The 23,878-nt window shown below is 71.6% G+C and carries 24 protein-coding genes; 4 read left to right on the forward strand and 20 right to left on the reverse strand.

From position 1 onward, the window contains the following. Nucleotides 1-127: 127 nt before the first annotated feature. Together BOSE127_RS05295 and BOSE127_RS05300 are read right to left on the reverse strand one after the other, a co-directional pair. Complete coding sequence (locus tag BOSE127_RS05295) at nt 128-1,513, reverse strand: glycine--tRNA ligase (protein ID WP_017886687.1); 1,386 nt, start codon at nt 1,511-1,513, stop codon at nt 128-130. Between the two features lie 107 nt (nt 1,514-1,620). Next, entirely contained in the window at nt 1,621-2,688 is a 1,068-nt protein-coding gene (locus BOSE127_RS05300) for an aminotransferase class V-fold PLP-dependent enzyme (protein ID WP_071251403.1), read from the reverse strand. A 70-nt stretch (nt 2,689-2,758) separates the two neighbouring features. Here BOSE127_RS05300 and BOSE127_RS05305 point away from each other — a divergent pair, with 70 nt between their 5' ends. Next, nucleotides 2,759-3,706: a LysR family transcriptional regulator gene (locus BOSE127_RS05305; RefSeq protein ID WP_159556464.1), complete on the forward strand. Its 948-nt coding sequence runs from the start codon at nt 2,759-2,761 to the stop codon at nt 3,704-3,706. A 113-nt stretch (nt 3,707-3,819) separates the two neighbouring features. Here the strand turns inward: BOSE127_RS05305 and BOSE127_RS05310 are convergent, their stop codons facing one another. From BOSE127_RS05310 to BOSE127_RS05385, 16 genes are all read right to left on the reverse strand, one after another. Next, nucleotides 3,820-4,632, reverse strand: a complete 813-nt coding sequence (locus tag BOSE127_RS05310; protein ID WP_159556466.1) for an isoprenyl transferase — start codon at nt 4,630-4,632, stop codon at nt 3,820-3,822. Then, nucleotides 4,629-5,477, reverse strand: a complete 849-nt coding sequence (gene recO / locus BOSE127_RS05315) for a DNA repair protein RecO (RefSeq protein ID WP_159556468.1) — start codon at nt 5,475-5,477, stop codon at nt 4,629-4,631. The genes BOSE127_RS05310 and recO overlap by 4 nt, the downstream gene beginning before the upstream one ends. 287 nt (nt 5,478-5,764) lie before the next feature. Then, entirely contained in the window at nt 5,765-7,540 is a 1,776-nt protein-coding gene (gene leuA / locus BOSE127_RS05320; protein ID WP_017886682.1) for a 2-isopropylmalate synthase, read from the reverse strand. 468 nt (nt 7,541-8,008) lie between these two features. Further along, complete coding sequence (locus tag BOSE127_RS05325; RefSeq protein ID WP_017886681.1) at nt 8,009-9,409, reverse strand: ABC transporter permease; 1,401 nt, start codon at nt 9,407-9,409, stop codon at nt 8,009-8,011. After that, the gene (locus BOSE127_RS05330; RefSeq protein ID WP_017886680.1) at nt 9,406-10,158 is read right to left on the reverse strand and encodes an ABC transporter ATP-binding protein; all 753 of its coding nucleotides are present in this window, start codon (nt 10,156-10,158) and stop codon (nt 9,406-9,408) included. Before BOSE127_RS05330 ends, BOSE127_RS05325 begins: the two co-directional genes overlap by 4 nt. A 112-nt stretch (nt 10,159-10,270) precedes the next feature. After that, on the reverse strand, nt 10,271-10,960 hold the full coding sequence (locus BOSE127_RS05335) for a response regulator (RefSeq protein ID WP_017886679.1): 690 nt from the start codon (nt 10,958-10,960) through the stop codon (nt 10,271-10,273). After that, the gene (locus BOSE127_RS05340; RefSeq protein ID WP_042540161.1) at nt 10,957-12,195 is read right to left on the reverse strand and encodes a sensor histidine kinase; all 1,239 of its coding nucleotides are present in this window, start codon (nt 12,193-12,195) and stop codon (nt 10,957-10,959) included. The genes BOSE127_RS05335 and BOSE127_RS05340 overlap by 4 nt, the downstream gene beginning before the upstream one ends. Nucleotides 12,196-12,268: 73 nt before the next feature. Further along, nucleotides 12,269-13,207, reverse strand: a complete 939-nt coding sequence (era, locus tag BOSE127_RS05345) for a GTPase Era (RefSeq protein WP_042540163.1) — start codon at nt 13,205-13,207, stop codon at nt 12,269-12,271. Beyond that, entirely contained in the window at nt 13,204-14,526 is a 1,323-nt protein-coding gene (locus BOSE127_RS05350) for a hemolysin family protein (RefSeq protein WP_017886676.1), read from the reverse strand. The genes era and BOSE127_RS05350 overlap by 4 nt, the downstream gene beginning before the upstream one ends. 3 nt (nt 14,527-14,529) lie before the next feature. Continuing rightward, nucleotides 14,530-14,991, reverse strand: coding sequence for an rRNA maturation RNase YbeY (gene ybeY / locus BOSE127_RS05355; protein ID WP_017886675.1), 462 nt, complete (start codon nt 14,989-14,991; stop codon nt 14,530-14,532). After that, a complete protein-coding gene (locus BOSE127_RS05360; RefSeq protein WP_042540165.1) occupies nt 14,988-16,130 on the reverse strand; it encodes a PhoH family protein in 1,143 nt (380 codons plus the stop codon). The genes ybeY and BOSE127_RS05360 overlap by 4 nt, the downstream gene beginning before the upstream one ends. After that, the gene (locus BOSE127_RS05365; protein WP_017886673.1) at nt 16,120-16,473 is read right to left on the reverse strand and encodes a histidine triad nucleotide-binding protein; all 354 of its coding nucleotides are present in this window, start codon (nt 16,471-16,473) and stop codon (nt 16,120-16,122) included. The genes BOSE127_RS05360 and BOSE127_RS05365 overlap by 11 nt, the downstream gene beginning before the upstream one ends. 38 nt (nt 16,474-16,511) lie before the next feature. Then, nucleotides 16,512-17,246 carry a 16S rRNA (uracil(1498)-N(3))-methyltransferase gene (locus tag BOSE127_RS05370; RefSeq protein WP_159556470.1) on the reverse strand — a complete coding sequence of 245 codons (735 nt, stop codon included), beginning with the start codon at nt 17,244-17,246 and terminating at the stop codon, nt 16,512-16,514. Further along, nucleotides 17,246-18,358: a molecular chaperone DnaJ gene (gene dnaJ, locus BOSE127_RS05375; protein WP_017886671.1), complete on the reverse strand. Its 1,113-nt coding sequence runs from the start codon at nt 18,356-18,358 to the stop codon at nt 17,246-17,248. Before dnaJ ends, BOSE127_RS05370 begins: the two co-directional genes overlap by 1 nt. Nucleotides 18,359-18,391: 33 nt before the next feature. Further along, nucleotides 18,392-19,411: a heat-inducible transcriptional repressor HrcA gene (hrcA, locus tag BOSE127_RS05380; RefSeq protein ID WP_159556473.1), complete on the reverse strand. Its 1,020-nt coding sequence runs from the start codon at nt 19,409-19,411 to the stop codon at nt 18,392-18,394. Between the two features lie 528 nt (nt 19,412-19,939). Then, nucleotides 19,940-20,140, reverse strand: a 201-nt coding sequence (locus tag BOSE127_RS05385; protein ID WP_159558089.1) for a HesB/IscA family protein, incomplete at its 5' end; no start/stop codon positions are given. A gap of 35 nt (nt 20,141-20,175) precedes the next feature. Here BOSE127_RS05385 and BOSE127_RS05390 point away from each other — a divergent pair. Further along, the gene (locus BOSE127_RS05390) at nt 20,176-20,502 is read left to right on the forward strand and encodes a DUF4870 domain-containing protein (protein ID WP_031259454.1); all 327 of its coding nucleotides are present in this window, start codon (nt 20,176-20,178) and stop codon (nt 20,500-20,502) included. 37 nt (nt 20,503-20,539) lie between these two features. On the opposite strand, the gene hemW is transcribed toward BOSE127_RS05390, so the two are convergent. Continuing rightward, on the reverse strand, nt 20,540-21,793 hold the full coding sequence (hemW, locus tag BOSE127_RS05395; RefSeq protein WP_159556475.1) for a radical SAM family heme chaperone HemW: 1,254 nt from the start codon (nt 21,791-21,793) through the stop codon (nt 20,540-20,542). 29 nt (nt 21,794-21,822) lie between these two features. Between hemW and BOSE127_RS05400 the strand changes: the two genes are divergently transcribed. After that, nucleotides 21,823-22,515, forward strand: coding sequence for an HAD family hydrolase (locus BOSE127_RS05400; RefSeq protein ID WP_159556477.1), 693 nt, complete (start codon nt 21,823-21,825; stop codon nt 22,513-22,515). Between the two features lie 83 nt (nt 22,516-22,598). Here BOSE127_RS05400 and BOSE127_RS05405 read toward each other — a convergent pair whose 3' ends face one another. Next, a complete protein-coding gene (locus tag BOSE127_RS05405; RefSeq protein WP_017886666.1) occupies nt 22,599-23,246 on the reverse strand; it encodes a DUF1990 family protein in 648 nt (215 codons plus the stop codon). Between the two features lie 131 nt (nt 23,247-23,377). Between BOSE127_RS05405 and BOSE127_RS05410 the strand changes: the two genes are divergently transcribed. Further along, a complete protein-coding gene (locus BOSE127_RS05410) occupies nt 23,378-23,875 on the forward strand; it encodes a hypothetical protein (RefSeq protein WP_056068285.1) in 498 nt (165 codons plus the stop codon). The last annotated feature ends 3 nt before the right edge of the window (nt 23,876-23,878 follow it).

A 23,878-nucleotide genomic window follows, 5' to 3' on the forward strand; every position in this document is an offset into this window, starting at 1 on the left:
GACCCCAACGCGCTCGTGCGCCGCGCATTCCCGTCGCCGGCAGCAGAACACCGGTGTTCGCAGGTCGAACACCCGATTGCGGGTGTGCAACGCACGAACACCGGTGTCTTGCGGAGCCGCGGAACCCCTACGCGCCGAGCAACCGCTGCGCGAGGTACCCCTGCAGCTGGTCGAGCGAGACGCGCTCCTGGCCCATGGTGTCGCGCTCGCGCACCGTGACGGCCTTGTCCTCGAGCGTGTCGAAGTCGACCGTGATGCAGAACGGCGTGCCGATCTCGTCGTGGCGACGGTAGCGACGGCCGATCGCGCCGGCGTCGTCGAAGTCCACGTTCCAGTTCTTGCGCAGGTCGTCGGCCAGGCCGCGGGCGACGGGCGAGAGCTGCTCGTTGCGCGACAGCGGCAGGACGGCGGCCTTCACCGGGGCCAGGCGCGGGTCGAGCCGCAGGACGGTGCGCTTGTCGACGCCGCCCTTCGCGTTGGGCGCTTCGTCCTCGTGGTAGGAGTCGAGCAGGAACGCCATGAGCGCACGGGTCAGGCCGAACGACGGCTCGATGACGTAGGGCACGTACTTCTCGTTGGCGGCCTGGTCGAAGAACCGGAGGTCCTGGCCGGACGACTCGATGTGGTTGTTCAGGTCGAAGTCGGTGCGGTTCGCGACGCCCATCAGCTCGCCCCACTCCGAGCCGGTGAAGCCGAAGCGGTACTCGATGTCGGCGGTGGCGTCGGAGTAGTGCGCCCGCTCGCCGTCCGGCACGTCGAAGCGACGCAGGTTCTCGGGGTCGATGCCGAGGTCGGTGTAGAACGCGACCGAGTCGGCGATCCACTGCTCGTAGTGCTCCCCCGCCTCGGCCGGCGGCACGAAGTACTCGATCTCCATCTGCTCGAACTCGCGGGTGCGGAAGATGAAGTTGCCGGGCGTGATCTCGTTGCGGAACGCCTTGCCGACCTGGCCGATGCCGAACGGGGGCTTCATGCGGCTGGTCGTCACGACCTGCGCGAAGTCGACGAAGATGCCCTGCGCGGTCTCGGGGCGCAGGAAGTTCAGGCCCTCTTCGGACTCGACCGGGCCGAGGTACGTCTTGAGCATCCCGGAGAACTCGCGGGGCTCGGTCCACTCGCCGCGGGTGCCGCAGTTCGGGCAGGCGATCTCGGCCATGCGGCCCTCGGGGTCGCGGCCCTTCTTGGCGACGAACGCCTCGATCAGGTGGTCCTCGCGGAAGCGGTGGTGGCAGTGCAGGCACTCCACGAGCGGGTCGGTGAAGGTCGCGACGTGGCCGGAGGCCTCCCACACCTTGCGGGGCAGGATCACCGCGGAGTCAAGGCCGACCATGTCCCCGCGGCCGCGGACGAACCGCTGCCACCACTGGCGCTTGATGTTCTCCTTGAGCTCCACACCGAGGGGCCCGTAGTCCCACGCGGAGCGGGAGCCTCCGTAGATCTCACCCGACTGGAAGACGAAGCCGCGGCGCTTGGCCAGGGCGATGACGCTGTCGAGACGGGAGGGCTGTGCCAAAGGGTGCTCCAGAGGTCGCCGAGCTGGGTGCTCGGTGCGGAAACGGTCCGGGCAAGACTACCGGCGATCGTCGGCCGGGAGGCCCGCCCCGCGTCCGCCCGCCGCGCTCACCTGGCCGACGTGGTCGGCCCCACCCCGCCGAGCGCGGCCGCGACGTCGGTCACGTCCGACTCGTCGTTCCACAGGTGGAACGCGATGCGCAGCCGACCGGCACGCCCCGAGGCGGTGAGCCCGGCGGCGGTGAGGGCCCGCAGGGCCGAACCGTCGGCGTCCGCGAACGTCACGATCGCCTGCCCGTCGCCCTGCCCGTCGCCCTGCCGAGGCGACCCCAGGGCGTCGCACAGCCGGTCCGCGAGACCGGTGGCGTGCCTCCAGACCGCATGCTGGTCGAGCGCGACCGCGTGCTCGAGCGCGGCCACGGCGCCGGGCCACGCCTGCCAGGCCGGGGAGACGTCGAAGCGGCGGGCGTCGTCGGCCAGGTGCATGGCGGGTCCGTAGCAGGAGGACCACACGTCCGCTCCCGCGTACCAGCCGGCCTGCACCGGGCGGAGCCGGCCGAGGGCGGTGTCGGAGAGCGTCATGAAGGCGACGCCGCGCGGTGCGCAGAGCCACTTGTAGGTGTGCGTGAGCGTCACGTCGAACGGTGCGGCGTCGACGGGCAGGACGCCGGCGGCCTGCGTGAGGTCGCAGAGGGTCAGGGCACCGACGCGTCGCGCGGCGGCGACGACCGGGTCGGGGTCTGTGACCACACCGGTGGCGGACTGCACCGCGGACCACGCGACCAGGGCCGTGTCGGGTCCGACCGAGGCGGCGAGCCGGTCCAGCGGGACGCTCCGGACCCGGATGCCGCGGTGCGCCTGCGCGAGGAACGGGAAGACGACCGAGCTGAAGTCGCCGTCGGGGACGACCACCTCGGCACCGTCCGGCAGCGCGTCGGCGACGACGGCGGCCATCACCGAGGTCTGCGAACCGGTCGCGACACGCTCCGCGGGGACGCCGACCAGCGCGGCGAAGAGCGTGCGGCCTTCCTCGACCAGGGCCCCGTACCGGGCCGGTGAGGTCTCCGCACGGGACCACGCGTCGAGGTCGGCTCGCTGGGCGGCGAGGGTGCCGCGGGTCGGCAGGCCAGCGGTGCACGCCGCCAGGTAGCCACGGCCGGCCGGGAAGGAGTCCATGCGGACAGCGTCCCGGTTCCCACCCCATCACACCAGGGCCGGCTCGTTGTGCCACCGATAACATTGCGTGATGGACGAGATCGATCCCCAGCTGCTCCGGGTCCTGCGCGCCGTGGCCGACGGCGGGTCGATCACCCGCGCCGCCGCCGCGATCGGGTCGAGCCAGCCCGCCGTCAGCCAGCTGGTGGCCCGGGCCGAGCAGCGCCTCGGGCACGCGCTGGTGCTGCGGGGCGGACGCGGGGCCACACTCACCCACGCCGGCCAGGTGCTCGCGGACCACGCCCTGCACGTCCAGGCCGCACTCACCGCCGCGCGCGAGGACCTGGACGCCGTCGGCGGGCTCAGCCGCGGTCGGGTGCGCCTCGCCGGGTTCCCGAGCGCGTCCTCGGCGCTCGTGCCCGCCGTGCTCGCCCGGCTGGCAGCGACGGCACCGGGCGTGACGACCTCGTACGTCGAGGTCGAACCGCCCGAGGCGCTCGACCTGCTGCGCGGCGGTGCGGTCGACGTCGCCCTCACGTTCACCTACGTCGGGGACGAGATCGGGTCGGCGCCGGACCCCGGGCTCGTCACCCGGGCGCTCGGGCGCGATCCGCTCGCCCTGGTGACGCCGGTCGAGCCGGGAGGCGCGGAACGACGCCGCCCCGTCGGCTCCACCGTCGTGGACCTCGCGTCCCACCACGACGCCCGGTGGATCGGAGGCTGCCCGCGCTGCCGAGGCCACCTGCTCGCCTCGTGTGCGAGCGCGGGGTTCACGCCGGACATCGTGCTCGAGACGGACAACGCGGCCGCGGTGGTGGGACTCGTCGCCGCGGGGCTCGGGGTGGCGCTGCTCCCCCGGCTGGCACTCGCGACGACGGTCATCCCCGCCGGCGTCGCGATCGATCCGGTGGACGACGACCTGGCCCGACGCGTCGAGGTCGTCGTGGCACGCGGGGCCGAGCGGGTCCCCAGCGTGCTGGCCGCGCTGGACGCCGTGCGGTCGGCGGCGCACCTGCTCGACGGGCCGTTGCCGGGTTGAGGTGTGGCGCGCAGCCGAGTCTCGGCTGCGCGGACATTCCGCGCCGCTCAGACGGCGCAGCCTGTCCGCGGATCCGAGACTCGGCCCCGGCCCGGCGTCCGCCTCGGCTCGGGCTACGCCGTCGGGGTGTCGACCGCGCCGCCGTAGCGACGGTCGCGGCTGGCGTACTCCTCGATCGCACCCCACAGGTCGGTGCGGCGGAAGTCCGGCCAGAGCCGGTCGAGGAACACCATCTCGGCGTAGGCGGACTGCCAGAGCAGGAAGTTGCTCGTGCGCTGCTCGCCGGAGCTCCGGAGGAACAGGTCGACGTCGGGCATCTCGGGCACGTAGAGCCGCTTCGCCAGGGCCTTCTCGGTGACCTGGCTCGGCTTCAGGCGACCGGCTGCGACGTCCTCGGCCATGCCCCGCACCGCGTCGACGATCTCGTTCCGGCCACCGTAGTTCACGCACATCGTCAGCGTGAGGACGTCGTTGCCCGCCGTCATGCGCTCCGCGGTCTCGAGCTCGTCGATGACGCTCCGCCACAGCCGCGGACGCCGGCCCGCCCACCGCACCTTGACGCCCCACTGGTGCAGTTGGTCGCGGCGCCGACGGATGACGTCGCGGTTGAAGCCCATCAAGAACCGGACCTCTTCCGGGGAGCGCTTCCAGTTCTCCGTCGAGAACGCGTACGCCGACACGTGCCCGACGCCGATCTGGATGGCGCCCGCGACGACGTCGAGCAACGACGCCTCGCCCGCCTTGTGCCCCTCGATCCGCGTCAGACCGCGGCCGTTCGCCCACCGGCCGTTGCCGTCCATGACGATGGCCACGTGCTCCGGCACGAACCGGGCCGGGATCGCCGGGGGCGTCTCGCCGGTCCAGTCGATCGGGCGGAACGGTTCGACGTCGTCGGGGCGGCGGGGGCTCATGCGGCGGGGGCTCATGCGGTGGGGGCTCCTTCGACAGCGGGATCGGGGTCGGGCACGGCGGGTGCCGGGGTCGAGGCCACCGCGCGCGCTGTCGCCTCGGGTCCGCCGTGGGTCTGGGGCACGGGCATCGGGTGCTCGGAGCGGTCGACGTGCGGCAGGGACCGGAGCGATCGTTCCAGGTGCCACTGGGCGTAGGCCGCGACCACGCCGGAGGCCCGCGAACGCGTCCGCTCGTCGGTGGCGTCCACCATCGCCCAGTCACCCGCCAGCAGGGAGCCGAGCACACCGAGCGTCGCCGGGTCGAGCCGGGGAGTCCCCGGGGGTGCCGCGCGGTCGGCGACGACACCACCGAGCTGCACCACGAAGGCCGAGTGCGGGCCGGGCTCCCCCGTCACCGCGCAGTCGCTGAACGAGGGCGCCCACCCCGCGATGCTCATCGCGCGCAGCAGGTACGAGTCGAGGGTCGCGCTGGACTGGTGTTCGCCGCGGGACAACGAGCGGAGCGCCCCGACGAGCAACAGGTACTGCTGCAGCCCGGCGTCGGCCTCGCTCAGTCGGTCGGCGGTCTCGACCATGGCGCTGGCCGCCGTGTACGCACCGTAGTCGGCGACGATCTGGGCCCCGTACGCACCGAGGGACTCCGCCTGGGTGACGATGTCGAGCGACCGGCCCTCGTAGAACTGGGCGTCCACGACCATGAACGGCTCGAGCCGGCTGCCGAACTTCGACGCCGTCCGCCGCACGCCCTTGGCCACCGCGCGGATCTTGCCGTGCTGCCGCGAGAGCATCGTGACGATGCGGTCGGCTTCACCGAGCTTGTGGGTGCGCAACACGACGCACTCGTCCCGGTACAGCGGCATGACCCCAGTATCCCCCGCCCCGCCGACAGCCGCGTGCGGTGCCGGGCTGGGCGTTGCGACAAGACGCCGTCGTCTTCGCCGGACGCCGCGCACTCGTCGAGACGCCGCGACTTCCGGAGGCGCCTCGGCAACACGACGGCGTCTTGCGTCAGGCAGTGAACGTGCGCACAGACGGGAGGCGCGGTGCGGGACGGACCCACACCTGGGCCCACACCGGCCGGTACCTGGTCGACGCGCCAGCGGCGATCAGGCCGTGCCCGGTGGGGAGCCTCCTGTCTGGTTGCGTCTCAGGCGGAGACGAGCTCCGGCGCGTCTGCTCCGGCCGCGGCACCCGCGCGCACCGCGCGGTTCACCGCGGACACGATCGCCTTGAGCGACGCCGTCGAGATGTCGGCGTCGATGCCGACGCCCCACAGGCGCACGCCGTCGACGTCGAGCTCGACGTAGGACGCGGCCTTGGCGTCACCGGAGGCGCTCATCGTGTGCTCGGAGTAGTCGTACAGGGTGACCTGGACGCCCTGCTCGGCGAGCACCTTCAGGAACGCGTCGATGGGACCGGTGCCGACGGCCTCGGCCGTGACCGCGCCCTCGTCGACCCGGAGAGCCACGGACAGCGAGGTCGTGCCCTCGAAGTCGCTCGACGTCGCCGTCTTGGTGAGCTCGTAGCGGCCCCACTTCTCGTCGTCGATCGACGCGGGCAGGTACTCGTCCTGGAACACGTCCCAGATGCGCTGCGACGAGAACTCGCCACCCTCGGTGTCGGTGTGCCGCTGGACGACGCCGGAGAACTCGATCTGCAGCTTGCGGGGCAGGTCGAGGGCGTGGTCGGTCTTGAGCAGGTACGCCACACCGCCCTTGCCGGACTGCGAGTTGACGCGGATGACGGCCTCGTACGACCGGCCGATGTCCTTCGGGTCGACGGGCAGGTACGGCACCGCCCACGCGATCTCGTCGATGTCCTTGCCCGCGGCGGCGGCCTTCGCCTTCATCGCCTCGAAGCCCTTGTTGATGGCGTCCTGGTGCGAGCCGCTGAACGCCGTGTACACCAGGTCACCCGCCCACGGCTGGCGCTCGGGCACCGGCAGCTGGTTGCAGTACTCGACGGTGCGCTTCACCTGGTCGATGTCGGCGAACGAGATCTCCGGGTCGATGCCCTGCGTGAACAGGTTCATCCCGAGGGCGACCAGGTCCACGTTGCCGGTGCGCTCACCGTTGCCGAACAGGCAGCCCTCGATGCGGTCGGCGCCGGCCAGGTAGCCGAGCTCGGCGGCGGCGACCGCGGTGCCGCGGTCGTTGTGCGGGTGCAGCGACAGGATGACGTCCTGGCGGTGGGCGAGGCGGCGCGACATCCACTCGATCGAGTCCGCGTAGACGTTCGGCGTGGCCATCTCGACGGTGGCGGGCAGGTTGATGATGACCTTGCGCTCGGGCGTCGGCTCGAAGACCTCGAGCACGGCGTTGCAGATCTCCAGCGCGACCTCGAGCTCGGTGCCCGTGTAGGACTCCGGCGAGTACTCGTAGTAGATCGTCGTGTCGTGCTGCAGCGTCGCCTCGGCAGCCTTGCACAGCTTCGCGCCGGTGACCGCGATGTCCACCACGCCCTGCACGTCGGTGCGGAAAACGACCTCGCGCTGGACGATGCTCGTGGAGTTGTACAGGTGGACGATGGCCTGCTTCGCGCCGTCGATCGCTTCGTAGGTGCGCTGGATGAGGTGCTCACGCGCCTGGGTCAGCACCTGGATCGTGACGTCGTCGGGGATCGCGCCCTCGTCGATCAGCGACCGGACGAAGTCGAAGTCGGTCTGCGAGGCGCTCGGGAACCCGACCTCGATCTCCTTGTAGCCCATCCGGACGAGGAGGTCGAACATCGCGCGCTTCCGCTCGGCGTCCATCGGGTCGATGAGGGCCTGGTTGCCGTCACGCAGGTCGACGGCACACCAGCGCGGGGCCTTGTCGATGCGCTTCGTGGGCCACGTGCGGTCCGGCAGCTCGACGGCGATCTGCTCGTGGAAGGGGACGTACTTGTGGATCGGCATCCCGGAGGGCTGCTGCGTGTTCTGCATCGTTCTTCGCTTTCGTCGCGGGTTCGTGAGCCGGTGTTCGTGGGCTCTGGTCAGTGCGGCCACGACGGACTCCGCGACGAGGTGGGCCGGAGTGTCAGGCCTCGTCGCGGCAGCGAAGGAGGAGCAGTGCGGAGTACATCGGGACCCACGGTAGCACCGGAGCAGCGGGCAGGCGCAAGCGTGTGACGCAGGACCTCGGCGCGCTCGAGCGGGGATGCAGGCTGGCGTGCCGAGCGGGGTGCCGAGTGGCTCCGAGCGGTCACGACATGCCGCGGGTCGGTCGCCGAGTGGTCACGTTCTGTCGCCCGGACCGCGTCCAGACGACAGTTCGAGACCACTCGGCGGACGTGAGCGGCGTGGCCGCGCCGTGCAGAGGACGTCGGCGTGACGCCACGACGACACGGGAGGCCCGGTGCCAGCTGGCACCGGGCCTCCCGTCTCGTCGTGTGGTGCGCCGAGGGCGCCGGGTCAGTCGACCGCGAGCGCCTCGGTCGGCGGGACGCGCATCGCGCGGCGCACCGGGGCGATGGTCGCGACGACCGCCAGGACCAGCGCGCCGACCACCACGATGCCGATCGTCAGCGGCGGGAGCACCGGCGACACGGGAGTCCCGAGCGAGCCGAGGAGCGTCTGCCCGCCGACCCAGCCGTACAGGGTGCCGAGCGCGAGACCCGAGACGACGGCCGCGACGACCATCTGCACCGCCTCGGTGACGATCATCCGGCGCACCTGGGCACCGGTCAGGCCGAGCACGCGGAGCAGCCCGAGTTCGCGTCGACGCTGGAGCACCCCGAGTGCCAGGGCGTTCACGACCCCGACGGCGGCGATCACGGCGGAGAACCCGACGATCACGCTGACGACGGCGTTGATCTGCACGAACAGGTCACGCTGCGCCTCGATCATCGCCGGTGTGGCACTCCCCTCGCTCAACGCGCGCATCTGGGTCTCGAGCACGTGCTGCATGATCCCGAGCGCCACCGCGAAGGTGACGAGCAGGGTGACACCGATGACGAGCCCGATGGTCGCCCGCGAGGACCGCCCCGGCGCCCGCATCGCGTTGCGCCCGGCGAGCAGGACCACCGGGTCGTGCGAGCCGATGCGCCCGATGAGCTGCAGCACGGGCGGCATCACGATCGTCGCCCCGACCGCGACCCCGGCGAAGGAGACGAACCCGCCCAGCGCCGCCGGCAGGACCGCGACCGGGGACACCGAGCTGACGGCGAGCCCGAGCGCCATCAGCAGCGCACCGCCGGCCATGAGCACGATCGCCCAGACCTTGCGGGCGGTACCGGACCGGACGTCGTCGTGGCTGGGCTCGACGGACGACGAGAGCGCTTCGAGCGGGGTGACGGTGAGCACGCGACGCGACCCGGAGGCGAAGGCGCCCCAGGTGGCGAGGACGACGGCAACGACCGGTAGCACGAGCTCCCACGGCACGTACGTGTACTCGGTGTCGGGCAGGACACCGTTGCCCCGCAGGACGACGACGAAGAGTGCCGAGAGTGCGGTCCCGACGACGGCACCGATGACCCCGCCGAGCACGCCGACGACCAGACCGGTCCGGGTGATCCGCGCACGGAGCGTGGCTCCGGTCGCCCCGACGAGCCGCTGCAGCGCGATGATCCGGGTCTGCCCGGCGATCAGGGTAGCGCAGGTGTTCGCGGTGACGATCGCGCCGACGTAGAGCGCGATGCCGAGGAACAACCACCCGACCACGGACAGGATCGCCTTGATCGGCCCGAGGTCGGCGACGCCGGCTGCTCGGAGCGCTTCGGTGACGATGCCCGGTGCGATGACCAGGGCGGAACCGAACGTGGTGCCGAGGGCAGCGACCAGGACGGTGGGGGCGAAGGAGCGGACGCCGTTCACGCTGCCGCCTCCATCCCGAGCATCGTGGTGGAGATCGCGCCGGCGTCCATCGCCGGGCGGTCGGCGACGATCCGGCCGTCGGCCAGGAACAGGATGCGGTCGGCGTTCGCGGCGGCCACCGGGTCGTGCGTGACCATGACGACGCTCTGGCCCCATTCCTGCACGGCACCGCGCAGGATCGACAGGACGTCGCGACCCGTGCGGGAGTCGAGGGCACCGGTCGGCTCGTCGGCGACGACCACCGCCGGTCGCGAGGCGAGGGCCCGCGCGATGGCGACGCGCTGCTGCTGCCCGCCGGAGAGCTGGTGCGGCCGGTGGGTCAGCCGGTTGCCGAGTCCGAGCATCTCGACCAGACGGTCGATCCAGGCGGTCTCTTCGCGCGAGGGCTTGTGCCCACCGAGCAGGAACGGCAGCCGGATGTTCTCGCTGACATCGAGCGTCGGGACGAGGTTGAACGACTGGAAGACGAAGCCCAGTCGGCGACGGCGCAGCTCGGTGAGGTCCTTGTCGCCCAGGGCCGTGATGTCGACGCCGTCGATGTGGATCCGGCCGGTGGTCACGGCGTCGAGGCCGGCCGCGACGTGCATGAGCGTCGACTTGCCGGACCCGGACGGCCCCATCACCGCGGTGAACTCCCCCGCGCCGATGTCAACGCTGACGTCGTCGAGCGCGGTGACGCGTCGGGCGGCGTCGCCGTAGTGCTTGGACACGTGGTCGAGGCGGATGATCGGAGCGTGGCTGGTGGTCATGCATCCACGATGGCCGCCGCCGGCCCCGTCACGCGTCGCTCGGACGGCTCCTGTGGATCGTCCGCTCGGCTCGGTTGTCTGTGGAGGGGTCATCCGTCGGGATGACCCGGCGTCACTCGGCCTTGGTGACGAGCCCGTGTTCGTGGGCGAAGACGACGAGACGGACCCGGTCGCGGAGCTCGAGCTTCGTCAGGACCCGCGAGATGTGCGTCTTCACGGTCGCCTCGCTGACGTACTCGTGCTGGGCGATCTCGCTGTTGCTGAAGCCGCGGGCGGCCAGGTCGAAGATCTCGCGCTCACGCGGGGTGAGGTCGGAGAAGGCTGCGGGCACCGCAGCGGCGCGTCCGACCGAGTCGTCGTACCGTCGCAGGAGCTCACGGGTCGCCGAGGCGGCGAACACCGCGGTGCCGGCGTGCACGGTGCGGACCGCGGCGAGCAGGAACTCGGGGTCGGCGTCCTTGAGCACGAACCCGCTCGCTCCGGCACGGATGGCCTTGGCGGCGGCTTCGTCGAAGTCGAACGTCGTCAGCACGAGGACCTTCGCGCCGTCGGTGCCGGACTGCTCGACGATGTGGCCGGTCGCCGTGATGCCGTCCATCACGGGCATCCGGACGTCCATCAGCACCACGTCGGGGCGGGTCCGGCGGACGAGCTCGACCCCCTCGGCCCCGTCGCCGGCCTCGCCGACGAACCGCAGGTCGGGCTGCGAGTCGATGAGCATCCGGATGCCGGTACGGAAGAGCGCTTGGTCGTCGACGAGGGCAACGCGGATCGCATGATCGTCGGTCGGGGTCGTGGTCATCGGGCGCTGCGCTCCTGCTCGGTGGGGGTGATGCGACCGCGGGGCATCTGCCCACTGGCCGGGACGGTCGGCATCCGGACGGCGACCGCGAAGTCGTCGCCCCGGGCTCCTGCGGTCATCGTGCCACCGGTCATCACGGCGCGCTCGCGCATGCCGACCAGTCCGTGGCCCGTGCCCGGGCCGCGGACGCCGTCGTCGGCTCGGCGGTTCACGACGGCGATCTCGACCGTGTCCGGTCGGTAGGTCAGAGCGGCGTGCACCGGACTCCCCGGCTCGCCGTGCTTGTACGCGTTCGTCAGGCTCTCCTGCACGATCCGGTACACCGCGAGCTGCGTGGTGGTCGGCAGCCCGCCGGGGTCGCCCTCGCGCTCCACCCGGACGTCGAGCCCGAGTTGACGCATCTCGTCGACGAGCCGGTCGATGTCGTCGATCTCGGGCGTCGGCGCGGTCCCCTGCTCGTGCCGGAGCGCGCCGAGGAGTTCACGGACATCACCGAGCGCCCGCCGGGCGGTGGTCGAGATGGTGCTGAGCGCTTGATCGGCGACGGCGGGGTCGGCCTTCAGCGCGTACCGGGCGCCGTCGGACTGCGCGATGACGACCGCGAGCGAGTGGGCGACGATGTCGTGCATGTCGCGGGCGATCCGGACACGCTCCTGCTCGACGGCCACGGCCCGGTCGGCCCGCGCGGCGTCCCGCTCGGCGAGCAGCTGGGCTTCGCGGCTCATGCTCGCCGACCGACGGGTCCGGACCACGAGCCCGGCAAGCCAGGGCAAGAGGAGCAGGAGCAGGACGACGGCGAAGAACGAGAACGTGACCTGCAGCGACTCCTGCAGCGGGGTCGAGGCGGTCTCGTACGTGAGCCGGTTCTGGTAGTCGTCGAAGCCCAGGTAGGCCGCCGCGGTCACCGAACCGACGATCGCCGACACGAGTCCGGCCAGCCGCACACGACGGCTGCCGTACGCACTCGTCGTGTACATCACGCCGGCGATGAACGCGTTCGAGACGTCCGGCACCTGCAGGGTGACCATCTCGAAGACCGCGAACACCCACGCCACGGCCAGTGCCAGCCCCGGTGACAACCGACGGAGCGCCAGGGCGGCGGTCATGCCGACGACCGTGATCACCGACAGCGGACCGTCGATCCCGCGCCCGCTGGCGATCAGCACGAGGCCGCCGAGCAGCACGGCGATCACCAGGTCGGTGATGACCTGCGCACGGAGCATCGGACGGAACACCCGTCCACGGTACGGCGGACCGCTCACCAGCGCGTCCCTCGCCCGGATGACCCGGGCTGCAGGGGTCCGACGATCAGAAGCCGAGGCGTCCGAGCTGCTTCGGGTCACGCTGCCACTCCTTGGCCACCTTCACGCGGATGTTCAGGTAGACGTGCCGGCCACCGAGCAGCGACTCGATCTCGACGCGGGCCCGCGAGCCGACGTCCTTGAGACGCTCGCCCTTGTGCCCGATGACGATCGCCTTCTGGCTGTCGCGCTCGACGAACAGGTTCGCGAAGATGCGCAGTGGCCCGTCGGCGTCGTCGTCCTCGTCGGGTTCGACGATGTCCTCGATGACGACGGCCAGCGAGTGCGGCAGCTCGTCACGGACACCTTCGAGCGCCGCCTCACGGATGAGTTCGCCGATGCGCTCCTCGTCGGTCTCCTCGGTCACCGCACTCGAGTCGTAGAGCTGCGGGGACTCGGGCAAGAGGCTCGTGACGACGCCCAGCAGGTCTTCGAGCTGCATGCCCCGTGTGCCCGAGGTCGGCACCACGGCGTCCCAGTCGCGGAGCTTCGAGACGGCCAGCAGCTGCTCGCCGACGCGGTCCTTCGAGGTGCTGTCGATCTTGGTGACGATCGCGATCTTCTTGGCGCGCGGGTACTGGTCGAGCGTGTCGTTGATGAACCGGTCGCCGGGACCGACGGGTTCGTTCGCCGGCACGCAGAACCCGATCACGTCCACGTCGCCCAGCGTGGACTGGACGAGGTCGTTCAGCCGTTCGCCGAGCAGCGTGCGCGGACGGTGCACGCCCGGCGTGTCCACGATGATGACCTGGCCGTCGGGCCGGTGCACGATCCCGCGGATGGCACGCCTGGTGGTCTGCGGCTTCGACGACGTGATCGCGACCTTCTCGCCCACCAGGGCGTTGGTCAGCGTCGACTTGCCGACGTTCGGACGGCCGACGAACGAGACGAAGCCCGCGCGGTAGGGCTTGTCCGAGCCGGCTGGGGTGGTGTCGGGGTCGGTCATGCGTGCGTGGTTCCCGTCGTGGTGGTTTCGGCGTCGTCGAAGGCGTCCTCGACGTCGGCCAGGGCGTGGGTGCGCTCGGCGAGCACGGTGATCAGGTGGCGGCGCTTGCCCTCGACACGGTCGGCGGTCAGGACGACGCCGGACACGGTGACGGTCTCGCCGGAGACGGCCAGGTGTCCGAGCTCCTTGGTGAGCAGCCCACCGGCGGTGTCGACGTCGTCGTCGTCGAGCTCGATGCCGAACAGGTCGCCGAGCTCGTCGACCGGCAGTCGGGCGGAGATCCGCCACACGCCCGGTTCGACCTCGGTGCGGTCGACGACGGCGCGGTCGTACTCGTCGGAGATGTCGCCGACGAGCTCCTCGATGAGGTCCTCCATGGTCACGAGTCCGGCGACTCCGCCGTACTCATCGACCACCAGCACCAGGTGGTTCTTGGCGAGCTGCATGTGCCGCAGGGTGTCGTCGGCGTGCTTCGACTCCGGCACGAACTCGGCGGGGCGGAGCAGCCGGCTGACCCGCTCACCACGGGACGCCGGCCGCTCGTACAGCGACCGCGCGACGTCGCGGAGGTACAGGACACCGCGCACGTCGTCGCTGTCCTTGCCCGTGACCGGCATGCGGGAGACACCGGCGGCGAGGAACTGCTCCATGGCCACGCCGAGGGTGTCCGCGCCGTCGACGGTGAGCATGTCCGTCCGCGGCACCATGACCTCACGCACCAGGGTGTCGCTGAACTCGAACACCGAGTGGATGAGCTCGCGGTCCTCGTCCTCGAGCACGTTGCTCTCGGTGGCCTCGTCGACCAGGGAGAGCAGCTGTTCCTCGCTCGACACCGTGGACGCGCTCCGGCCGCGGCCGGGGGTGACCCGGTCGCCGATGTGGACGAGCAGCCCGGCGAGCGGTCCGAGCACGATGCGCACCCCGCGGACGATGCCGCCGGTGGCACCGATGAGCCGCTCGGCGTGGGCCCGCCCGACACTCCGCGGGCTCGACCCGACCAGCACGAACGACACCGCGGTCATGATCGCGGCGGAGACGACGAGCGCCACCCACCAGCTGTCGAAGGCACGCACCAGGGCGATCGTGACGAGCACAGCAGCGGCCGTCTCGGCCAGCACCCGGAAGAAGTTCAGCGCGTTCACGTGCGCGCCGACGTCGTCCGCGATCGCCTCGATCGACCGACGGCGCTTGTTGCCCCTGGCGATCTCCTCGAGGTCGGCTCGGGACACCACGGAGAGCGCGGCGTCGCTCGCGGCGAGGAGCCCGCCGAGCACGACGAGTCCCAGCGCCACCGCGAGGAGTCCGGCGACGACGACCATCGGCTACCGCCCTCGGTGCTGGGCGGCGAAGGCGGTCAGGATCTCGCCCTGGATGCCGAACATCTCGGCCTTCTCGTCGGGTTCGGCGTGGTCGAAGCCGAGCAGGTGCAGGATGCCGTGGCAGGTGAGCAGGAGCATCTCGTCGGTGCTCGAGTGCCCGGCGGTCTTCGCCTGCTCCTCGGCCACCTGCGGGCAGAGCACGATGTCGCCGAGCAGTCCGGCCGGCGTCGGGTCGTCCTCGGTGCCGGGCCGCAGTTCGTCCATCGGGAAGCTCAGGACGTCCGTCGGGCCGGGCTCGTCCATCCACCGCACGTGCAACTGCTCCATCGCGCCCTCGTCGACCAGCACGATCGCGAGCTCAGCGTCGGCGTGGACGTGCATGGCGTCCAGGGCGAACGCGGCGAGCCGCTGGATCGCGGCCTCGTCCACCTCGACGCCGGACTCGTTGTTGAGCTCGATGCTCACCGGTTGCCTCCTCGGGCGTCGTTCTGGGGGTACGGGGGCCGTGCGCGGTCCTGCGGCGGGCGCCCACGACGCTCGGCGCGGTTGGCGCCGTCGGGGTTGCCGACCGGAGCGGTTCCGCGGCCGCCGGGGCGCTGGCCGGCCTGCTCGGCGAGGCGCTCTTCGTCGTAGACCGTGTAGGCGTCGACGATCCGACCGACGAGGGTGTGGCGGACCACGTCCTCGCTGCCGAGACGGGCGAAGTGGATGTCCTCGACCTGGTCGAGGATGCGGGTCACGAGCCGGAGACCGGACACGTTGCCCGGCAGGTCGACCTGGGTGATGTCACCCGTGATGACCATCTTCGAACCGAACCCGAGACGGGTCAGGAACATCTTCATCTGCTCGGGCGTGGTGTTCTGCGCCTCGTCGAGCACGACGAACGAGTCGTTCAGGGTCCGACCACGCATGTACGCCAGCGGGGCGACCTCGACGGTGCCGGCCGCCAGGAGCTTCGGGACGAGCTCCGGGTCCATCATCTCGTTCAGGGCATCGTAGAGCGGCCGCAGGTAGGGGTCGATCTTGTCGGTGAGCGTGCCCGGCAGGAAGCCGAGCCGCTCGCCGGCTTCAACCGCGGGACGCGTCAGGATGATCCGGTTGACCTCGCGCCGCTGCAGCGCCTGCACGGCCTTCGCCATCGCCAGGTAGGTCTTGCCGGTCCCGGCCGGGCCGATGCCGAACGTGATCGTGTGCTCGTCGATGGCGTCGACGTAGGCACGCTGCCCGTCGGTCTTCGGCCGGACGGACTTGCCGCGGCTCGAGACGATGGGGGTGCCGAAGGTGTCGGACGGCTTGCGGTCGTCGTCGAGGATCCGTGCGGACATCGGGATGTCGGACGGGCCGATCTCCTGCCCGCGCTTGACCATGCCGACGAGCTCGTCGACGAGCGCCTTCGCGCGGGCGACGTCGCGTTCGGGGCCGGTCAGCGTGACCTCGTTGCCACGGACGACCACCCGGACACCCGGGTACTGGCGCTCGACGGTCTTGAGCAGTCGGTCCTGGGGGCCGAGCAGCTGCACCATGGCGATGCCGTCGACCTGGAGCGAGACGGAGACGGGCTGTTCGTCGGCGGCGGTGGGCTGTGCTGGTTCGTTATCCGGCAAGGGTGCCTTCCTGCAGTTCACCTGCGAGTACGTGCGCGTGCACGTGGAACACGGTCTGACCGGCGGCTTCGCCGGTGTTGAAGACGAGTCGGAACTGGCCGTCGGCGCGCTCGTCGGCGATGCGCTGCGCCGTGGCGACCACGTGGGCCAGGAGGTCGGGGTCCCCCGCGGCGAGCTCCGCGACGTTCGCGTACTGCTCCGTCTTGGGCACGACGAGCACGTGGACGGGGGCCTTGGGCGCGATGTCCTCGATCGCGATGACACGGTCGTCCTCGGCGACGATGGTCGCCGGGATCTCGCGCGCGATGATCTTGGAGAAGACGCTGGGCGTGCTGGTGCTCATGGCTCCATCGTAGGACGCGTCCGACGGCGGGGTCCGGCTCACCAGCGGCCCAGTCGCGCCTGCAGGACAGCGAGTGCCGCCGGTCCTGCGGTGGAGGTGCGGAGCACGCTGTCGCCGAGTCGGACACGCACCGCACCGGCGGCCTCGAGCCGGTCGAGCTCGGCACCGTCGATGCCGCCTTCGGGTCCGACGACGAGCGCGATGTCCTCGGCGTCCGTCGGTGGTTCCCAGGTGGCGAGCCGCACGGTCGCGGTGGGGTCGAGCAGGACGAGTGCGGTCCCTGCTCCGAGGGCCGACACGAGCTGGCCCGTCGTCGCGAGCGGTGCCACCGCAGGGACGCGCGGACGGATTGCCTGCTTCGCCGCCTCGTGCGCGATGGCGGCCCACCGCGCACGACCCTTCTCGACCTTCGCGCCGTCCCACCGGGAGACACTGCGCACAGCCGACCACGGCACCACCCGGTCGACACCGATCTCGGTCGCCGCCTGCACGGCCATCTCGTCGCGGCCGCCCTTCGCCAGTGCCTGCACCAGCGTCAGCGACGGACGCGGTGCGTCCTTGTGCTCGAGGGTCTCGACCGCGAGCTCCAGCGTGTCCTTGCCGAGTGCCGTGACCGGTCCGGACACCACGGTGCCCCGACCGTCGGCGATCCGCAGGACCTCGCCGACCCGGACCCGCGCGACGGAGACCGCGTGCCGGCCCTCGGCACCGTCGAGCGACACCGTGTCGCCGACGACCACGTCGAGCGAGTCGACGAGGTACAGCGACGCCATCAGTGGTTGAAGAACCGGTCGCGGAGCTTGCCGAACATGCCCTGCTGGAACCGGGCGAGCTGCGGAGCCGTCGTCTTGTGCGACTTCGCCAGCTGCTCGACCAGCTGCCGTTCCTTGTGGGACAGCTTGGTCGGGGTGACGACCTGCACGCCGACCCGCAGGTCACCGCGGCCGTTCCCGCGCAGCTTCGTGATGCCGCGGTCCTTGATGACGAGGACGTCGGCGCTCTGCACACCGGGTCGGATCTCGAGCTCGACCGGACCGTCGAGGCCGTCGATGGTGGTGGTCGTGCCGAGGACGGCGTCGGTCATGCCGACCTCGAGCGTGGCCAGCAGGTCGTCACCGTCGCGGCTGAAGACGTCGTCGTGGCGCACGCGGATCTCGAGGTACAGGTCGCCGGACGGGCCACCGGCCGGACCGACCTCGCCCTGGCCCGGCATCTGCAGCCGCAGTCCGGAGTCGACGCCGGCGGGGACGTCCACCGGCACGGTGCGACGGGCGCGGACGCGGCCCTGGCCCTGGCAGGTCGGGCAGGGGCTCGGGATGACGGTGCCGTACCCGCGGCAGGTGCCGCACGGGGCGCTCGTCACGACGTTGCCGAGGAGCGACCGGACCTGGCGCTGGATGTGCCCGGACCCGCCGCAGATGTCGCACGTGCGTGGGCTGGTGCCCGGTGCGCAGCAGGAGCCGTGGCAGGTCTCGCACAGCACGGCCGTGTCGACCTCGACGTCCTTGTGGGTGCCGAAGACGACCTCGTCGAGGTCGACCTCGATGCGGAGCAGGGCGTCCTGCCCCCGTTCGGCACGGCTGCGCGGGCCGGAGCCACGTCCGCCGCCACCGCCACCACCGAAGAAGGCGTCGAAGATGTCGCTGAAGCCGCCAGCACCGCCTCCGAAGGGGCTGTCGGCTTGCGGTCCGGCGTCGTACCGGCGTCGCTGCTCCGGGTCGCTCAGCACGTCGTACGCGTGCGTCACGTCCTTGAAGCGCTCGGCGGCGTCGGGTGCCGGGTTCACGTCCGGGTGGAGCTCACGCGCCAGGCGGCGGTAGGCCTTCTTGATGTCGGCATCGGAGGCGTCTCGCTGGACGCCGAGGACGTCGTAGTGGTCTGCCACGTATCCCTCAGTCGGTTGGGTTCGGTCGGTTGGTCAATGTTCGCCCAGGAGTTTGGACAGGTACCGGGCGACGGCCCGGACGGCCGCCATGTTCGTGCCGTAGTCCATCCGGGTCGGTCCGAGGACGCCCAGTCGGGCCACCTCGCCACCGGCCAGGTAGCCGCCGGCGACGATGCTCGTGGCGTCGAGCCCGTACTCGGCGTTCTCGACGCCGATGCTGGCCGCCACCGCGATGTCGTCCACCTGCATCTCCCCGAACAAGCGGAGCAGGGTGACTTGTTCCTCGATCGCTTCGAGCACGGGGAAGAGGCCGCCGGAGAAGTCCTGCTCGCTCTTCGCCAGGTTCGCCGCACCGGCCATCAGCAGGCGGTCCTGCCGGTTCGCAGCGACCTGCTCGATGAGCGTGGCGACGACGACCCCGCCGAGCGTCTGGGCGTCGGGGCGGAGCTGCTGCGGCACGGCCCGGAGTGCGGTCGGGACGTCCTGCAGCAGGAGCCCCACCGTCGCGCCGTTCACCACGGTGCGGAGTTCGCCGAGCGAGTCCTCGTCGAGCGCGACGTCGGTCTCGACCACGCGCTGCTCGACCCGGGCGGTGTCGGTGATGAGCACCACCATCAGCCGGGCGTCACCGAGCCGCACCAGCTCGACGTGCTGCACCCGGGCGCGCACCATCGACGGGTACTGCACCAGGGCGACCTGGTTCGTGAGCTGGCTGAGCAACCGGACGGTGCGCCCGAGGACTTCGTCGAGGTCGTTCGGGGCGCCGAGGAAGGTCTCGATGGCGTGCCGCTGCGCGCTGGAGAGCGGACGGGCACCGGCGAGGTGGTCCACGAAGAGGCGGTAGCCCTTGTCGGTCGGTACGCGACCGGACGAGGTGTGCGGGGCCGCGATGAGCTGTTCGTCCTCGAGCAGGGCCATGTCGTTGCGGATCGTCGCGGCGCTGACCTCGAAGGCGTGCCGCTCGACGATGGTCTTCGACCCGACGGGTTCACGCGACGCCACGTAGTCGCGCACGATGGCCTTGAGGACCTCGAGGCTGCGTTCACTGACCACGAGCGTCTCCTTCCCGATCGACCTGGCACTCGGACGTGTCGACTGCTGATCCTACGCCCGACCGCTGACGGCCCGGGACTTCCGGGCGGTCGGCCGATACGCTTCCGCCATGACCTACGGACAGCAGCCCGGCGGCCCTTCCGACCAGCAGCCCGGCGGGCCGCAGCAGCCCGGCGGGCCGCAGCAGCCCGGCGGGCCGCAGCAGCCCAGTGGCCCCCAGCAGCCCGGGGGCCAGTACGGCCCCGGCCCCGGCGGGCCGCAGCAGCCCGGCGGCCCCCAGTACNATCTGCTGCTGCGTGCAGCCAGCCAGTGCGATGACCAGACCGACGGCCACCGGGACGGCCGCCCAACGTATACGGCGATTCGAACGCACTGTTACCTCTCGCAAAAGACGTGAGCTTCGGAAGTCAGTCCGTCGTGTCCGACGGCGAGCCGCACGAAGGCGGCGCTTGGCTGGCTCCCAGCTTGATTGGAACACTCCTAGCTTACTCGCAGCTCGCCGCCGCTCGCGTGTCGGATCGCTGGCGATCAGTGGAAGCTGTCACCGCAGGCGCAGCTGCCCTGCGCGTTCGGGTTGTCGATCGTGAAGCCCTGCTTCTGGATCGTGTCCTCGAAGTCGATCGTCGCGCCGTCGAGGTACGGGACGCTCATCTTGTCGACGACGACCTCGACCCCGTCGAACTCGGCGGTGACGTCACCGTCGAGCATGCGCTCGTCGAAGTACAGCTGNCCAGTACCCCTCCGGGTACACCCCGCCCCAGCCGATGAGCCCCGAGGACCAGCGCCTCTGGGCGACGCTGACGCACATCGGCGGCATCTTCTTCACCGTGGTCGCACCGCTGGTGGCCTACCTGGTCCTGCGCGACCGCGGCGGCTTCATCCGCGAGCACACCCGGGTCGCCCTGAACTTCCACATCACGATGGCGATCGCCTACGTGGTCGGTTCCCTCACCTCGGTGTTCGGGGTCGGGCTCCTGATCATCTTCGCCGCGGGCATCGTGTCGCTGATCTTCAGCATCATGGCCGCGATCGCCGCGAACCAGGGCCAGTTCTACCGCTACCCGCTCTCGATCGAGTTCATCAAGCAGTAAGCGGCACGCACTCGGCAGCAAGCAGTGCGCACGCCGCTCAGTCGAGCAGCTCCCGCACCACCGCGTCGGCGAGCAGCCGACCCTGCAGGGTCAGGTCGATGCGTCCCCGCACCGCGGCCGACCCGTCCACGAGCCCGCGTGCGATGAGGCCGGCGACCCGGCCACGGGCCTCCTGGCGGATCTCGCTCGTGGCGAGCTCCCCGCGGACCCGCGCGGCGAGCAGCAGGCGCTCGACGTACCGCGTCTCGTCGTCGATGGTCTCGCGGCCGGCGGCCGGCGACTCCCCCGACAGCACCCGGTTCGCGTAGGCGGCCGGGTGCTTGACGTTCCACCAGCGGGTACCGGCGACGGCGGAGTGCGCACCGGGGCCGACGCCCCACCAGTCGTGGCCCTTCCAGTAGGACAGGTTGTGGCGACTCGCGTGCCCGTTGCCGCGCGCCCAGTTCGAGACCTCGTACCAGGAGTAGCCGGCGTCGCCGAGCACCTGGTCGGCGAGCTCGTACATGTCGGCGGCCAGGTCGTCGTCGGGGGCGGGGAGCTCACCGCGGGCGACCATGCGGCCCATCGCGGTGCCGTCCTCGACGATGAGCGAGTAGGCCGACACGTGGTCGGGCTCGCACGCGATCGCGGCGTCGAGCGAGGTCCGCCAGTCGGCGAGCGACTCCCCAGGCGTGGAGTAGATCAGGTCGAGCGAGACGTCGAGCCCCTGCTGCTTCGCGAGGTCGACGACGACGGGGACCCGCAGGGGGTCGTGCGTTCGGTCGAGCGTGGCGAGCACGTGCGGCACCGCGGACTGCATCCCGTAGCTGATCCGGTTGAACCCGCCGGCCCGCAGGGTCTCGAGCGACGCCGCGTCGACGGAGTCGGGGTTCGCCTCGGTGGTGACCTCGGCCCCGGGCAGGATGCCCCACGTGTCGTCGATCGCCCGCAGGATCATCGCCAGGTCGGACGCCGGCAGCATGGTCGGGGTCCCGCCGCCGAAGAACACGGTCGACACCGGGCGCCGCGGCACGCCGGAACGGTCGAGCACCGTCGCGGCCCACTCGATCTCGCGCACGGCGTGGCCGGCGTAGTCGTCGCGACGGACGCCGCGGAGCTCGGAGGCCGTGTAGGTGTTGAAGTCGCAGTAGCCACAGCGCACACGGCAGAACGGGACGTGCACGTAGACGCCGAACGGGACGTCACCGGCGGCGGGAGCAGCGCCGGGGCCGGTGGCGGGGCCCGCTGCTGCCCACGGCGTGATCAGGCCGTCCGCGGGTGCTGGATCGGCGATCGGGAGAGCACTCGGCATGGAGTCCATTGTCCGTCATGATGGGAGCCATGGAGCACCATCCCGTCCCCACCACGGTCCTGTGGGACATCGACGGCACCCTCGTGATGAACGCGTCGTCCCCGGGCAACCTCTACCACCTGGCCCTCGAGCGGGCGGTGGGCCGCGACCTCACCCTGCGGGTGGGGCACCAGCACGGCCGGACCGACGCCGGGCTCATCGCCGAGCACGTGCGCGCCCACGCGTTCGAGGACACCCTGATCCCCACGGTCAGTCGGCACCTGCACGACCTGACCGCCGAACGGCACGCCTCCGGCGACCACCGCAGCCCCGTCCCCGGAGCGAAGGCGCTCCTGACCCGGTTCGCCGAGCTCGGGTGGCGCAACGGGCTGCTCACCGGCAACTCGGAGTACCGCGCCCGGGTGAAGCTCACCGGCGCCGGGTTCGACCCCGACAGCTTCGACTGGGAGCACTCGTACTTCGGCGACACCGAGGTCGAGCGGGCGGGGGTCACCCACCGTGCCGCCGCCGACCTGGTCGGCACCCGGGCGGTGATCGTCGGCGACACCCCGCGTGACGGCGAGGCAGCCGACGCCGCCGGCATCCCGTTCCTCGCCGTGGCGACCGGCATCTACGACGTCGACGCGCTCCGGCACACGAACGCCGTGACGGTCGCGCGCGACTGCCAGCAGGACGCGACGCTCATCGAGGACGCGATCGCCGCGCTCCCGCCGCTGCGCTGAGCAGTGGCCGGACGCGCCCGGCGCGACGGCCACGACCCCCGCGCGACAGGCGCGGCCCCGGCGCGACAGGCGCACCCCGGCGCCTAGTCGCCCCGCAGCGCCGCCAGGTACTTCTCCGCCATGACCTTCTGCTGCCGGCGCACGAACGGCGCGACGAAACGCCACTTCGCGCTCGACGGCTGCGAGAACTGCCGGATCTGCAGCCACACCGAGCCGTCCTGGGTGCGCTCGACGACGAACGACTCCTCGCCGGAGAGCGGATGCCCCTCGAGCGTGCCGTACGCGAAGCCCTTGCGGTCGTGCTCGTCGATGATCGACACGACCCGCACCGGTGCCAGCACGGTCTGCCCGAAGGCGTGGATCGTCAGGGTCGCGCTCGTGCCCGCAGTCAGCAGCGGTGTGCCGTCCGGTGCGAACTTCTCGACCCGGGGCGTCCCGATGGACGCCGGAGCGATCGGCACGCCGTCGTCGTCGAAGGTCACCGGGTTGTACCGGACCTCGTCGTCGTCGGGCTGCTCCTCGACGCGGACCCGCACGCCGCTGCGCTCCTGGATCTGCCACGTCAGTGCCTGCACCACGGCGGTCTCGAACCGCTGGTCGCCGTGTCCGATCCGCGCGCGCGACTCGGCCGGGGTGAAGCCCTCGGGCGGGTAGGTCATGAGGTCCGACGCCTGGGTCGCCCCCACCGCGCCGTACGTCAGGGCGGTCCGGTAGCTCCCGCGGATGCTCATGCCGCCATGCTACTTGGGCGGGCCGCCCCGGATCGAACCGATCCCCTCTCAGCTCCGCCCGACCGGCGCGGCACCGGTGCGCCCCGAACTGGAGGCCCGACAAGCGCCCGCCACGCGGCTATCGTCAGCAGGTGCCCCACACCACCCCCACCCGCCCGCGGTCCGTCGACCGCCGGACCGCTGCCCTCGCCGTGCTCACGCTCGTCGCGTTCGGCCTGGCGGCCGCCGCCCGGGTGCTGGTGGACGTGACGACCTCGGCTGCGGCGTCCCCCGCCCGGTACGCCGCCGTCGCACTCGCCCCCGAGGCGTGGACCGGCTTCGACACCGCGAACGTCATCGCCGCCGTCGGGGCCAGCTGTGCCGGCGCCGGGGTGCTGCTGTTCGGTGCCGCGCTGGTGTCCGCGGTGCGTCGTCACCCGGGCCGACGGCTCCCGCTCGCCCTCGCGGTGGTGACCCTCGCGATGGTGGTCGGCGCCGTGGCCGCCGGGGTCACCTCGGGCCGACAGAGCGACTTCGACGCGGCTGCCCACTGGGCCATCCTGCGGACCGCACTGGCGGGACTGGCCGCGGCGAGCCTCCCGGCTCTCGGCCTGGCCGCCCTGCGGGCCCGCGCCCGCCGCACCGGCTGAACC

This window comes from Curtobacterium sp. 8I-2, from assembly GCF_902506155.1.
Taxonomy (GTDB): domain Bacteria; phylum Actinomycetota; class Actinomycetes; order Actinomycetales; family Microbacteriaceae; genus Curtobacterium; species Curtobacterium poinsettiae.